The organism is Alteribacter keqinensis (genome assembly GCF_003710255.1).
GTDB lineage: Bacteria > Bacillota > Bacilli > Bacillales > Salisediminibacteriaceae > Alteribacter > Alteribacter keqinensis.
In genome coordinates this window covers 761,152-775,112 of record NZ_RHIB01000002.1, presented here as the reverse complement: position 1 = coordinate 775,112, position 13,961 = coordinate 761,152, and the positions used below count along the sequence as shown (strand labels likewise).

Genomic DNA, 13,961 nt, shown 5'->3' with positions numbered 1-13,961 from the left:
GTTGTGAGGAATGCCTAATTTCTTAATGAAGCGGTGGCATGGCTATCACGTCGTGGCGTTACTGGGGATTGCCATCTTATTTACCGGAATTTTAACCTATTATCAATGGCAGATCGGCCTGGTCGGCTTTCTTGGTATTGCCATCGTTTTTATATTTGTTTTGAGAGCCCGCATCCAGTTTGAAAAAGATCTGACGGATTATGTGTCCACACTCTCATACAGAGTCAACAAAGCTGGTGAAGAGGCAGTGATGAAACTGCCGATCGGAATGGTCCTCTATAACGAAGCGGGGATCATTCAGTGGGTTAACCCGTATATGTCCGCTCTTCTTGCAGATGACGTACTTGGGGAGAATGTTGATATTATTTCTGAAGACCTGCCTGTGCTGATGGAAGATGAGGGAAAAGAGTTTCTCCTTACTCTGGGAGAACGGAAATACCGGGTTGTCAACGAATCGAATGAGCGCCTTCTGTACTTTTTTAATGCTACGGAAGAGCAGGAAATAAAAGAACTGTTCGAACGGGATAAGACCGTTATCGGACTCATTTATCTTGATAACTATGACGAGGTCACACAGGGGATGGAAGACCAGCTGAGAAGCAAACTTCTGACCCACGTCACAAATGTATTGAATTCTTGGGCGAAAGATCAGGATATCTTTCTCAGAAGGATTGCCTCGGACCGGTTTATTGCGATCTTTAACGAAGAAGCCCTTTATAACCTGGAAGAAGACCGCTTTACGCTTCTGGATGAAGTGAGAGAGGGTACCGCCCAGGAGAAAGTAGCCCTCACCCTTAGTATCGGTGTTGGAAGCGGGCATTCTTCCCTCCGTGAGCTTGGAGCTCTTGCCCAGTCAAGTCTGGACCTGGCTCTAGGGCGTGGGGGGGACCAGGTGGCCATCAAACAGAGCGATGGTAAAGTACGCTTTTACGGCGGAAAATCAAATGCTATGGAAAAGCGTACACGAGTTCGTGCAAGGGTCATATCCCATGCGATCCGGGATTTTGTAAAAGAAAGTGACCGGGTCATTATTATGGGTCACAAAAACCCTGATATGGATTCCATCGGAGCTGCTATCGGAATGTTGAAGATCGCTCAAGTAAATAACAAGGACGCTTTTATCGTCCTGGATCCGGACAATGTGAACCAGAGTGTTCATAAGCTTCTTGAAGCCATTCAGGATCATGACGATCTCTGGGCTCATTTCATTACCCCTGAGGAAGCCCGGGAGGAAATGACCGATGAGACCCTGATGGTCGTGGTAGATACACACAAACCGTCCCTTTGTATTGATACAAAACTTCTGGATCGCGTGGAGCGGATTATTGTTATTGACCACCACAGACGGGGAGAAGAATTCATTGAAGAAGCGGTACTCGTCTATATGGAGCCATATGCTTCATCAACAGCAGAACTTGTAACAGAGCTCCTTGAATATCAGCCGAACCATCCGAACCTTGACGTTCTTGAAGCTACTGCCCTGTTATCGGGTATTATCATAGATACAAAGAGCTTTGCCATACGTACGGGATCGAGAACGTTCGATGCTGCGTCGTATCTGAAAAGTCAGGGTGCAGACACGACACTTGTACAAAAGCTGATGAAAGAAGATCTGGATCAGTATGTGAAGCGGGCGAATTTAGTCGAAAGAGCATATATTTACACTGCCGGTACGGCCATTGCCAGGGGTGAGGAAAACCAGACCTATAACCAGGTATTAATCGCTCAGGCAGCTGACACTCTGCTTACGATGAATAACGTGGTTGCCTCGTTTGTCATCTCGGAACTGGAAGACGGACGTGTGAGCATAAGTGCCCGCTCCCTTGGGGAAATAAACGTACAGGTTATTATGGAAAACATGCATGGCGGAGGTCATCTGACCAATGCAGCTACCCAGATCTCCGGCATGTCACTGGAAGAAGCGGAAGACTTACTGAAAGAGAAAATAGATGATTATTTTAAAGGGGGACAATCGTAATGAAAGTGATTTTCCTGCAGGATGTAAAAGGAAAAGGTAAAAAAGGGGAAGTTAAAAACGTGGCAGAAGGGTATGCACGAAACTACCTTCTGAAAAATAATCTCGCAGTGGAAGCAAACAGCGGGAATATGAAAGACCTTGAAATGAAAAAAGAAAGCCAGAATAAAAAGGCTCAGCAGGAACTGGAAGAAGCGGAAGCCTTTAAGGATAAGCTTGAAAAAACAACAGTTGAAGTAAAAGCGAAAGCAGGAGAAGGCGGGCGTCTTTTCGGTGCTGTAACTAGCAAGCAAATCGCCGATACGCTTAAGAAAATGAAGATGAAAGTCGACAAGCGTAAGATCGACCTAGATGACCCGATCCGGGCATTGGGGTACCGAAACGTCGATATTAAAATCCACCCGAAAGTCACGGCCACTGTAAAAGTCCATGTGATAGAAGAGTAAGATCTACCCTGCTGCAGGGACTGTTTCCTGCAGCTCAGACTCACTAATGAAGGGGCGATTCCTATGAGTGATCTTTTTGCTGATCGTACCCCGCCACAGAATATTGAAGCAGAACAAGCCGTGCTTGGTGCCATCTTTATTAATGATGAAGCCATCGTCACGGCTTCTGAGCGCTTAGTACCAGACGACTTTTACCGTGCTGCGCACCAGCGGATTTACACGGTGATGCTCACACTTTCTGAAAAAGGAGAGCCGGTCGACCTTGTCACGGTTACGTCTGAACTGCAAACGCGTAAGTGGCTTGAAGAAATTGGCGGTGTGACGTATCTCAGTGATCTCGCAAATGCTGTACCTACGGCGGCAAACGTCGAATATTACAGTCAGATGGTTGAAGAAAAATCTCTGCTCAGAAGGCTTATTCGGGTAGCCACAAACATTGCAGCTGACGGCTATGCAGCTGAAGATGAAGTAGACGCCATTTTAAACGAAGCTGAGAAGACCATTCTCGAAGTTTCTCATAAAAAGAATACGAGCGCATTTAAAGACATCAAAGACGTTCTTGTAAATGCCTATGACAACATTGAAATGCTTCAAAATCAAAGCGGGGAAATTACAGGGATTCCAACAGGGTTTAAGGAGCTGGATTCCATGACAGCAGGATTCCAGCGAAATGACCTTATCATTGTGGCAGCCCGTCCGTCTGTAGGTAAGACGGCTTTTGCCCTGAATATCAGTCAGAACGTAGCTACGAGAACCGATGAGAACGTAGCGATTTTCAGTCTGGAGATGGGGGCAGAGCAACTGATCATGCGTATGCTCTGTGCCGAGGGAAACATTGACGCCCAGCGCCTCCGTACAGGTGATCTGAATGATGAAGACTGGCAGAAGCTGACGATGGCAATGGGAAGCCTGTCCAAGGCCGGAATCTACATTGATGACACCCCTGGTGTAAGAGTAAATGATATTCGTGCTAAATGCCGCCGTCTCAAGCAGGAAAAAGGCCTCGGGATGATCATGATTGACTACCTTCAGCTCATCCAGGGTGACGCCCGAAGCGGAGAAGGCCGTCAGCAGGAAGTAAGTGAAATCTCCCGTTCCCTGAAAGGGCTGGCACGTGAACTTGAGGTGCCGGTTATTGCACTGTCACAGCTGAGCCGTGGCGTAGAGTCCCGTCAGGACAAACGCCCGATGATGAGTGACATCCGGGAATCAGGAAGTATTGAGCAGGACGCCGATATCGTAGCTTTCCTCTACCGTGATGATTACTACGATAAAGAGTCCGAGAACAAAGATATCATTGAAATCATCATCGCCAAGCAGCGTAACGGTCCGGTAGGGACGTGCGAACTGGCTTTCGTAAAAGAATTCAACAAGTTCGTGAATCTTGAACGGCGTTACGATGAGGGAAGCATTCCCCCAGGTGCGTAACACTTTTGATAAACCCTTTCCAAATTGGTGGAGAGGGTTTTTTCAGGTTTATGTCTATTTCTGTCATTTGGTCGATAAATGCTGACAGTGGTTGATAAATTCACCTTAAGGGTCGATAAATCGAAATTAAAGGTCGATAAAAATCCAATAGAGGTGGATAAATCAAAATTAGATCCGTTCAAGCCACTTCTCACCCTGCCCTCAACACGCAACTCCAACACACGAACGAAAAATCTCAAAATCTCTCTAATTGTTCGGATTTGAGTTGACTCATGAACATTCTATTGATAAACTTACTGTGGTTTAATGAAAAGCTAAAATTCAGGGAACGTTAATAGCGTTTAATATAAGTGGAGGTGCTCATCCATGCCATCGGTTGTTGTGGTAGGAACTCAGTGGGGAGACGAAGGAAAAGGAAAGATTACAGACTACTTGTCTGAACAGGCGGAGCTCGTTGCCCGCTACCAGGGAGGAAACAATGCCGGACATACGATCGTGTTCGGTGGTGAAAAGTACAAGCTTCACCTCATTCCTTCAGGGATTTTTTATAGTGATAAAACATGTGTTATCGGGAACGGAATGGTTATTGACCCGAAAGCACTCGTAAAAGAGCTGAAGTATCTTCATGACAAAGGCGTCGATACGAGCAACCTTCGTATCAGTAACCGTGCCCATGTTATTCTTCCATACCATTTAAAGCTTGATATCGTAGAAGAAGAAAGCAAAGGTGCAAACAAAATTGGTACAACAAAAAAGGGGATTGGTCCGGCATACATGGACAAAGCAGCACGTGTAGGTATCCGTATTGCCGATCTTCTTGATAAAGAAACGTTTGAGGAAAAGCTCGATATCAATCTTCGTGATAAAAACCGTCTTCTCGAGAAAGTGTATGAAGTAGAAGGCTTTAAAAAAGAAGACATTTTAGATGAGTACTTTAACTACGGCCAGGAAATTGCCCATTATGTAACAGATACGTCAGTTGTTTTAAACGACGCTCTTGATTCAGGACGCCGTGTATTGTTTGAAGGTGCCCAGGGAGTAATGCTTGACCTCGACCAGGGTACGTACCCGTTTGTTACATCATCCAACCCAATTGCCGGAGGTGTAACGATTGGATCCGGTGTTGGTCCTTCTAAGATCAACCATGTTGTCGGTGTATCAAAAGCGTATACGACACGTGTAGGTGATGGTCCTTTCCCGACAGAATTAACAGACGAAATCGGTGACCGGATCCGTGAAGTAGGTAACGAATATGGAACGACGACCGGACGCCCCCGCCGTGTAGGGTGGTTTGACAGTGTTGTTGTCCGCCACGCTCGCCGTGTTAGTGGAATTACAGACTTGTCTTTAAACTCCATTGACGTCCTTTCAGGAATTAAAAAGCTTAAAATTTGTGTTGCTTATGAATACAAAGGGGAAATCATTGAGGAATTCCCGGCAAGCCTTAAAGTGCTGGCTGAGTGTAAGCCGGTATATGAGGAGCTTGAGGGCTGGGACGAAGACATCACAGGTGTGAAGTCTCTTCATGAACTTCCTAAAAACGCCCTGTATTATGTGGAGCGGGTATCACAGCTTACAGGAATCCCATTGAGTGTATTCTCTGTAGGACCTGACAGAAGCCAGACAAACATGGTCCGCGGTGTATTTGCATAAAATCATTTTCAAAAAAGCCAGACCTGCATGACGGGAAACCGTTGTGCAGTTTTTTTATAGGATTGAATTAGTTGAATACGATGAAGCGCTCGATCGCGAAATGGGAAAAGTATTCAACCAAAGAGGTCATCAGATGGTCCTCCATTTAAGAAGGAACAGTCACAACCATTCAGGAATAAATGGCTGTACACGTCACATTTAAAGTTCATCAGCTTCAGCAGGTAAATGTGAACGGACGTAAAAAGCATGACAATAAGCACCACCAGATAAAGACAAGGGGAGAAGATAAAAACAGCTGAATTTTATTTAATGAGTATCCCCTTAGCTCAGAAAATCAAGAAATTAAAGAAAAGCGGAGAATTTCTCCGCTTTTAATTTAATTGCTTTTTATTCAACTAACGCTCCCCGTTAGCATAAGTACAACTCTTCACATACTTAGGGATGTTTCATTTTGTACAAATTATTCATTGATACGACCCTAGTTGTTCTCTGTAAAACAAATCCTTGAGGGGAACCAATCCATTGGTACTTAGAGACACCCCCATTAAATTTTGATCATATAACGCTTTTTGGAAAGTCCAATACAAGGGAACAGTAACACAGCTTTTACATAATAATGCATCAATTTTAGTAAATACTTCTATTCTTTGTTGTATTTCTTCTTGTTGGAAAGCATTATTCAAAGTTCTTTCTATGGTCACTTTATTTTGTTGGTCAATAAGGTTATTTATAACTCCTGTTTGAGATTCGACCAAATTATAGAGGGATATTTCTTCTGATTCTTCGGTGACAAATTCTGAAAGTACTAGGTCAGCATTTTTAACATTATTTATAAAGGTGGAAAATGGAAACTGCTTGGTCTCAATTGTAATCCCATGTTTTTTACACTCATTTTGTATCCATTTTACATCTTCTGAATTTGGTGAAAGATCATATGTCATTAGGGTTAATGGTTCTTTGATTTTATAATCATAGGGTTCACGATCATACTTTCCATCCTGAGAAGAAGAATGTTGTTTGATAAAGGAATTGGCAGGTTCATACCTTGGATAACCTAGATCCTTTACCATTTTCATTTTGTTTAGTATTACTGACAGTTTTCTTCTTATGCCCTCATTCGTTCGTATTTTTTCTTTATTCATATTCCACATGAGATACTTTACAGATAATCTTCTTCTTTCAATATACTGTAGTTGATTATCATCTTTCCTGGTTGTAAAAGGAATGTAAAAAATCGGTTCCCGATTAGTATCGTATAGATTAAGATATTTTTCGATAGATGGCAGTATAAAAATATCAATCTCATCTATGTGTGCTCGTTCTTGAAAATAGTCGTGATGGACTGATAGTTTAAGAAAATTTGATTCGTGTTCTTTAATTCTGTAAGGACCTGTCCCTAAGGGGAGTTTAGTAAACTCATCCATTGACTTGTTAGCATAATTATTAGGTACAATTGAACATTTCGGTGAAGTAATAAGGAAGAGCCAGTGAAACAAACTCTTGCTAAAAGAAAACTGTACCACGTACTTACCTATACATTTAATCGTCTCCAAATCTTTTACAATCCATTTAGATGGTGTTTTCTTTAACCTTTCAAAAGAAAACTTAATATCCTCTGCTACAAGATGTTTTGAGTCATGAAACGAAACCCCTTTTCTTAAATAAAATGTGTAAGTCTTTCCATCACGATCTATCTCCCAATAATGTGAGAGACACGGTTCTATTTCCTTTTTTTCTTCGTTATATGTAACTAATGTATTAAATATTTGTTTTACAAAATGTCTTTCTGTTTGCCTTTCGACTTGTGAAGGGTCTAAAGAGTAAAGAGACCGAAAATATGGAATTTTTAAATACTCACTTTCGTAATCGTCATTTCTGGGTTTCTTAGAATAAGTTCCAAAGAGCTTATTAATAAACGTATTAATCAATTGATGGCTTTCGTTTAAATGGGGATCATGCTCTAATATAGAAATGAGTCGTTCAATATCTTCCGTTTTAGGAGAATATTTTTCATACCTCTCAAACATTTCTTCCAGTGATTTTAAAAAAGTAATATTTGTTGTATTACCTCTTCCTTTTCCTCTAATAACCTTAATCCATTTTTCACCTTCCATTTTATTTAGGACATGAATAACATTTCGCTCCGAACAAGCTAACTCTTTGCTAATTGCATATCTTGTAACACTCGTTTGATGCTCTCTCTGAATTTCTGCAAATGTAATAAAGAGCCTAATATAATATTCAATTAACCTCATTAGCGGACCTCCGATTTAAAAGGTGAAATAACTATAATTAATTTACACTTTTTATTCCCCTTTTATCAAATATAATCAATATATGTAATCAAAGTATTTATTTTGACCTTTAAAACAGCAAAGTATGATTGGATGGTGCAACATAATGAGTAATATTCAAAAAGGACATCTTTTTAATATGATTTCCGTTTTAATGTTAGCGGTAGGACCTCTATTGTCGAAGTTTGGACTGCTGCAAATTTCTCCTTCTAAAGCAGCCTTAATAAATGTACTAACAATTATAGCTGCCTGTGTATTATTAGGACTATTTACGAAGAATTATGTAAAATTTTATTTTGAAAAAAACATTATACTGTTAGCTGTATTTAACTCTTTAGGAATCATCTTTCTATTTCTAAGTATCGATTTACTTTCGCCAGTGGAAATTGGTTTTCTAGGAAGGTTCTATACGGTGTTTGCAGTAATTTTATCTGTGTTTTTTTTGAATGAAAATTTATCTAGAAAAGAATTGTTTTTCATTACTTTTGCTGTTCTTGGTACTTTTCTGTTTGTTGATACAGGTGGTGATTACACTAATAATTTAGTTGGTAGTCTTTTTGCTCTTTTATATACATTCTTCTTTGCATTAACAAATATTTTTATTAAAAAAACGCTGTCTAAACAAAAGAGCTCTAACTCGATCATGTTCACTAATAACAGTATTTCATTACTTATTATCATTATTTACACATTAATCATGGGGGAACTTTTTTATGGGGACTATTCATTTGAAGGAATTGGTTATTTAGTCTTATCAACACTTTTAGGAGGATTCCTTGGGACACTATTGTTATACGAAGCATTAAAGTATTTACGATTTTCTATTGCTAATGTTACTAGAGCCTTTAGTCCATTGTTACTTGCGGTTATTTCTTATCCCTTCTTTCCAATTGAGATAACAGTTAAAAATACATTAGGTGCCATAATCTTGATACTCTCCATTCTTTTACTATCCACGGGAGATAAGAAAGAAAAGGCAGATGAAAAAACCAAAGTAACTTCTAAAAGCGCAAAATAAAAGACAATTTAAAACAATAACTGAAAGGGTGAACCACCGCCTTCGAGGCGGTTCAGTTTTTGTTAACCTCCCCGTTAGTTTAAGTACATTCCGAGCAATCTATTCCCTAATTTTAACATATTATACAGGTCTTCATTATGGCTTTTCCGATTATTTCAAAAACTCCTCTAAAAATTACATTCATTTGCTTACTAATTCTCGGTGTGTGATGGTCTTAACCGCCATACAATGATGAAGAAGACGGCTGAATAATTCATCTTCATGGTGTCTTCTATTAAACCTTTCATAAAATCAGACAAGCCATGAAACAGCGGGATGCACGCTATAAATTAGCTGGTATCGTTGAATTTGACGATGCTTTCTTTGGTGCTCCCAAAGAAAGCGGCAAAAGAGGTCGCGGTACCGATAAAACAAAGGTCCTTGTTGGATTATCGTTAAATAAAAAAGGGCATCCCCTGGTAGGAGGGACTTTTCATGGGTTGGATGCGAGGCACCTTCAATCCTGCATCAGCCATGCTGTTTTGTATGTCACAGCCACTTCTTTCGCTAATTTCATCGCTGATACCCCTCTTTTATCAGAGGCAATCAGGTAGATGGCTAGGAACCATTTGGTCCGTTCGCGTTTTCTCCATGACAGTTCCAACCGTCACCGTCGATTGATATAATCTGTGCTTGATAGTCTTTGTAACGAAGCACTCTTTATGACCGCATTTCTCGCATACGTAACCGTCTGACCACTTAAACTGAAACAACTGGTCATGACACGCATCCTCTGTTGCGAATACCTTTTGGAAAGTGATTAAATTCATTTCCGAGTAATTGGTCATTAAGATACACCCCTAAAGAACGAACGTATGTTTGTTTAATATTATACCAAACATACGTTCCTGAGTGTAGCTATTCTGAGCTAAAGGGATACTCATTTTCAGTAACTGCGCTCATTACTTCAAAGGAGTTCACCATAAAGGATCTCCACTTTTTTATGTGATCAAAAATCACTGTCAAAAAGACGATTAGCCTGCTTTTTTCAGGGGAAGTATAAAGTAAATCTCTACTTTCTTTAATGAATAGTATGAAATCTGTTGAAAACTTGAATATAATCCGTTATTGTTGATAAGGATGTTTTGTGAAGGAATCCTATTTGTAAAAAACTTTTCAAAATGTCTTGCATTGATCTTTAAAAGGTGATAATATATTCCTTGTCGCCAAGAAATGAGCCATTAGCTCAGTTGGTAGAGCATCTGACTTTTAATCAGAGGGTCGAAGGTTCGAGTCCTTCATGGCTCACCATTTTACTTTTTATACCCCACAGTGGCCCGTTGGTCAAGTGGTTAAGACACCGCCCTTTCACGGCGGTAACACGGGTTCGAATCCCGTACGGGTCACCATTTTAAATAAAGATTTGCTTTATTTAAAAGCTTAGGGTATAATAAGTTTTGTTGCTTCACATACTTAATAAGGTGAAGAGAACAACATCATTTCTAAAGCGTCACTTTGTAACGGCGCGGGATGGAGCAACGAGCAGTACATCGTTGCATAAACCCCAAGTTGCCTCGACGGATATACTGCGTAGCATAAGCTTGCAGAGGAAGAGGTAGCATCTTGTTTAGCATCGTCCGTATGCTATGTAACGGCGCGGGATGGAGCAGTCTGGTAGCTCGTCGGGCTCATAACCCGAAGGTCGGAGGTTCAAATCCTCCTCCCGCAACCAATTTAACATTGCTTGCCCGGCATATTTTTTTTGCAAAAATGACCGGACGTGCAGTTTCATAGACTATAGATTACATAATCATTGTTTAAGGTCCCGTGGTGTAGCGGTTAACATGCCTGCCTGTCACGCAGGAGATCGCCGGTTCGATCCCGGTCGGGACCGCCATTTAAATGTTGGCTCGATAGCTCAGTCGGTAGAGCAGAGGACTGAAAATCCTCGTGTCGGCGGTTCGATTCCGTCTCGAGCCACCATTTTATACTAATTGCTGGCCTAGCTCAATTGGTAGAGCAACTGACTTGTAATCAGTAGGTTGGGGGTTCAAGTCCTCTGGCCAGCACCACACACATATATATAATATCAAACCTATTCTGAAATACAGGATAGGTTTTTCTTATGGGATTACATCTCAATTCGCAGCAAATCGTCTGATGACATACACTAGAATCCGACACGGTTTTACAATTAATGACACGAATAATACAATTCATTTACAGATTTGTGATAGAACCCACTATTGGAACGAGATATGATAGAATGATCCCGGATAAGAGTAGGACAATATATCTACTTTTTACCAGCAACAAGAAAATTCTGGAGGACTATATGTTTACTCAAACCAATTCTGTACAAAATATACTCACATACATAGGAGGGGCTGTACTCGGTCTTACAGCATTTCTTCTGCTCTCTTTTCCTGCTTCAGCTCAAATACCTGATGATGACAGTGTAGAGGCAGACCAATCAGAGGGAATCAGCACGCTATATCATGTTCACTACGGTGACACATTTGTCGGGTTTGTTGATGATAAATCTGAAGTATATGACATTGTCGATGAGAAAGTGGATGCTTTCGACGAAGATGATGAAGTCCGCCTCACTACAGCGGAGGAGATTCAGGTTATTCCCGAGCGTGTTTTTCATGCAAAAGCCCTTAATGATGTGACGATTGAAAAATTGGAAGAAATCCTTGAAATTAAGGCAGAGGCCCATGAGCTTACTGTTGATGGTGAACATACGGGTTATTTAAGCGCTGCTTTTGAAAAAGAAGACTTTATCCGTTTCTGGAAGCTTGAATATGTAACGGAAGATGAACTTGATGTCTTTGAAAAAGATGAAGACGTGGAACTTGAAGAAGGTGACACAATGATTCTTGATATCTATTTATCTGACGATCTTGAATCAGAGGAAGTTCTTGTGGATCCTGACGAACTTCAGTCAAAGGAAGAGCTTGTAGAAATTTTGGAAACAGGAGCTCATGATGAAACAGAATATGAAGTTGAGGAAGGAGATGTGCTGGGAACGATTGCAGCAGATCATGACCTTTCTGTTAAAGAGCTTCTTGATGCAAACGAAGACCTGGATGAAGAAAATTCAATAAGTGAAGGTGACACTCTGACTGTTTACAACAGCGCACCTCTTTTGCATGTTGTTGTAGAAAAGGTGAAAAAAGAAAGTAAAGAGATTCCCTATGAGACAAAAACGGAAGAAGACAGCGACATGGATAAAGGCAAGACGGAAGTGAAGCAGTCTGGTGAAGAAGGCGAGAAAGTAGTAGAAAAGAAAATAATCTCTGAAAATGGCAGTACCGTTTCTACTGAAACGGTTGAAGAAGAGACCGTTTCAGAGCCTGAAGACCGCATCGTGATAAAAGGGACGAAGGAAACGGCGTCCCGGGGAAGTGGAAAGCTTGAATGGCCGGCTGTCGGAGGTTATATCTCAAGTCCAAAAGGACAACGCTGGGGACGACTCCATAAGGGAATTGATATCGCCCGCCCTTCAAGTCCTGAGATCAGGGCAGCAGAATCTGGAACGGTGACGTCGGCAAAAACAGAGAGCGGTTATGGAAAAACGGTCCGCATCCGTCACAGTAACGGGCTGGAAACATTATACGCCCATCTTGACAGTATGAGTGTAAGCGCCGGTGATTCCGTATCGAGAGGAGAAGATATAGGGATCATGGGTGAAACCGGAACAGCAACCGGCGTTCATCTGCACTTTGAAGTGTACAAAGATGGAGAGCTTGAAGACCCTGAAGATTACGTTAGCAAGTAAAAAATATTACTAAAAGAGGCTGTGTCAGACATATGACGCAGTCTTTTTTTGGCCTTTATCGTAAAGGTTGTTACAGATTGTCAGAGACCCCTGTGGTATTAGGGACCAGGCAAGACGCCGCAGAGCTTCAGGAAAGCACTGAAAAAATCAAAAGCTGTAATTTACTTAACCACATTAGGGATCTGTTGTCGCCAAAAAGAATAATTTCTACTAAAAGATCTTAAAACTTTATTTTTATAAAGATCATTATTGTTTTAAAAAGCGTTGAATGCAGCGAATGCGCGACACTCCTACGGGAGGGAAGAGCGGTTACAGCACGAACAAGCTGCATGTTGCTTCGACACAGATATCTGCGTAGCGTTACTGGTAGAGGAAGAAGCAGGTATAAGCCTCCTGTAGGCTCACCGGCGTCCCCGCGGAAAGTGCAATAAGCGTAAATCAACAGCTGAGTTTAAAAGAGCCACTCTAAAAGAAGTGCGAACAGTATCATTGTTATAAAAACAGCGTTTTTAATAACCTATCAGACTGGTAATTTACCAGTTTCATGCAGGTACAACCTTGACTGCAACTGTGATAGAATATAAGAGGATACGTCTGGAAAATCGGCAATTTTAACAAAAAGTGTGCGGGTTTAGAGCCGCCACGGACTATAAATGGAAGCTGGTGGTAAAATGGACAAGCAAAAAATCCTTGTGGTTGACGATGAGCAGCCCATTGCAGATATTTTACAGTTCGGATTGGAAAAAGAAGGGTTTAACGTGATTTGTGCCTACGACGGCAATGAAGCCGTTGAAAAAGTAAAAGAGCACGTACCTGACCTTATATTATTAGATATTATGCTTCCGTACAGAGATGGAATGGAAGTGTGCAGGGAAGTCCGTAAAACGTATGATATGCCTATTATTATGCTGACTGCGAAAGACTCGGAAATTGATAAAGTACTCGGCCTCGAACTCGGAGCAGATGATTACGTAACAAAGCCTTTCAGTACACGGGAGCTTATTGCCCGTGTTAAAGCAAACCTGCGACGTAATCAGAAGTCCCAGGAGCCTGAGCAGGATAACAAGGTCATTCAGGTCGGACCGCTTCTTGTTCAGCCTGATGCCTACCTGGTGACGAAACGCGGTGAGCCGATTGAGCTTACTCATCGTGAATTTGAGCTAGTGCATTATTTAGCGAAGCATCTTGGACAGGTCATGACACGGGAGCACCTGCTTCAGGCGGTATGGGGGTATGACTACTTCGGTGACGTACGGACAGTGGACGTTACGGTCAGACGCCTTCGTGAAAAAGTAGAAGACAACCCTAGTCATCCGACATGGATTGTCACAAGACGCGGGGTTGGTTACTACTTACGCAACGCAACCGATCAGGAGAGTTGATT

At 41.5% G+C, this 13,961-nt stretch carries 8 protein-coding genes, 6 tRNA genes and 1 pseudogene; 14 read left to right on the top strand and 1 reads right to left on the bottom strand.

The window, feature by feature from the left end; all coding sequences use genetic code 11:
- Positions 1-10: 10 nt before the first annotated feature.
- From EBO34_RS15085 to EBO34_RS15070, 4 genes are all read left to right on the top strand, one after another.
- Positions 11-1,978, top strand: a complete 1,968-nt coding sequence (locus EBO34_RS15085) for a DHH family phosphoesterase (protein ID WP_122899978.1) — start codon at positions 11-13, stop codon at positions 1,976-1,978.
- A complete protein-coding gene (gene rplI, locus EBO34_RS15080; RefSeq protein ID WP_122899976.1) occupies positions 1,978-2,421 on the top strand; it encodes a 50S ribosomal protein L9 in 444 nt (147 codons plus the stop codon). The genes EBO34_RS15085 and rplI overlap by 1 nt, the downstream gene beginning before the upstream one ends.
- Before the next feature lie 63 nt (positions 2,422-2,484).
- The gene (dnaB, locus tag EBO34_RS15075) at positions 2,485-3,849 is read left to right on the top strand and encodes a replicative DNA helicase (protein ID WP_122899974.1); all 1,365 of its coding nucleotides are present in this window, start codon (positions 2,485-2,487) and stop codon (positions 3,847-3,849) included.
- 366 nt (positions 3,850-4,215) lie between these two features.
- Positions 4,216-5,502, top strand: coding sequence for an adenylosuccinate synthase (locus EBO34_RS15070; RefSeq protein ID WP_122899972.1), 1,287 nt, complete (start codon positions 4,216-4,218; stop codon positions 5,500-5,502).
- Positions 5,503-5,966: 464 nt separating this feature from the next.
- On the opposite strand, the gene EBO34_RS15065 is transcribed toward EBO34_RS15070, so the two are convergent.
- Positions 5,967-7,757, bottom strand: a complete 1,791-nt coding sequence (locus EBO34_RS15065) for an ABC transporter substrate-binding protein (protein ID WP_122899969.1) — start codon at positions 7,755-7,757, stop codon at positions 5,967-5,969.
- Positions 7,758-7,902: 145 nt separating this feature from the next.
- Between EBO34_RS15065 and EBO34_RS15060 the strand changes: the two genes are divergently transcribed.
- From EBO34_RS15060 to yycF, 10 genes and pseudogenes are all read left to right on the top strand, one after another.
- A complete protein-coding gene (locus tag EBO34_RS15060) occupies positions 7,903-8,814 on the top strand; it encodes a DMT family transporter (RefSeq protein WP_122899967.1) in 912 nt (303 codons plus the stop codon).
- A gap of 284 nt (positions 8,815-9,098) precedes the next feature.
- A pseudogene (locus EBO34_RS15055) lies at positions 9,099-9,251 on the top strand (IS1595 family transposase); the annotation flags it as partial.
- Between the two features lie 777 nt (positions 9,252-10,028).
- Positions 10,029-10,104: transfer RNA gene (locus EBO34_RS15045), tRNA-Lys, on the top strand.
- A gap of 23 nt (positions 10,105-10,127) precedes the next feature.
- Positions 10,128-10,202: transfer RNA gene (locus EBO34_RS15040), tRNA-Glu, on the top strand.
- A 246-nt stretch (positions 10,203-10,448) separates the two neighbouring features.
- Positions 10,449-10,525: transfer RNA gene (locus EBO34_RS15035), tRNA-Met, on the top strand.
- Positions 10,526-10,614: 89 nt separating this feature from the next.
- Positions 10,615-10,690: transfer RNA gene (locus EBO34_RS15030), tRNA-Asp, on the top strand.
- Positions 10,691-10,700: 10 nt separating this feature from the next.
- A tRNA-Phe gene (locus EBO34_RS15025) sits at positions 10,701-10,776 on the top strand.
- A 13-nt stretch (positions 10,777-10,789) separates the two neighbouring features.
- Positions 10,790-10,865: transfer RNA gene (locus EBO34_RS15020), tRNA-Thr, on the top strand.
- 263 nt (positions 10,866-11,128) lie between these two features.
- Positions 11,129-12,577, top strand: a complete 1,449-nt coding sequence (locus EBO34_RS15015) for a M23 family metallopeptidase (RefSeq protein ID WP_183163895.1) — start codon at positions 11,129-11,131, stop codon at positions 12,575-12,577.
- Between the two features lie 671 nt (positions 12,578-13,248).
- Positions 13,249-13,959 (top strand): response regulator YycF, encoded by a 711-nt coding sequence (gene yycF, locus EBO34_RS15010; protein ID WP_122899961.1) that lies wholly within the window; start codon positions 13,249-13,251, stop codon positions 13,957-13,959.
- The last annotated feature ends 2 nt before the right edge of the window (positions 13,960-13,961 follow it).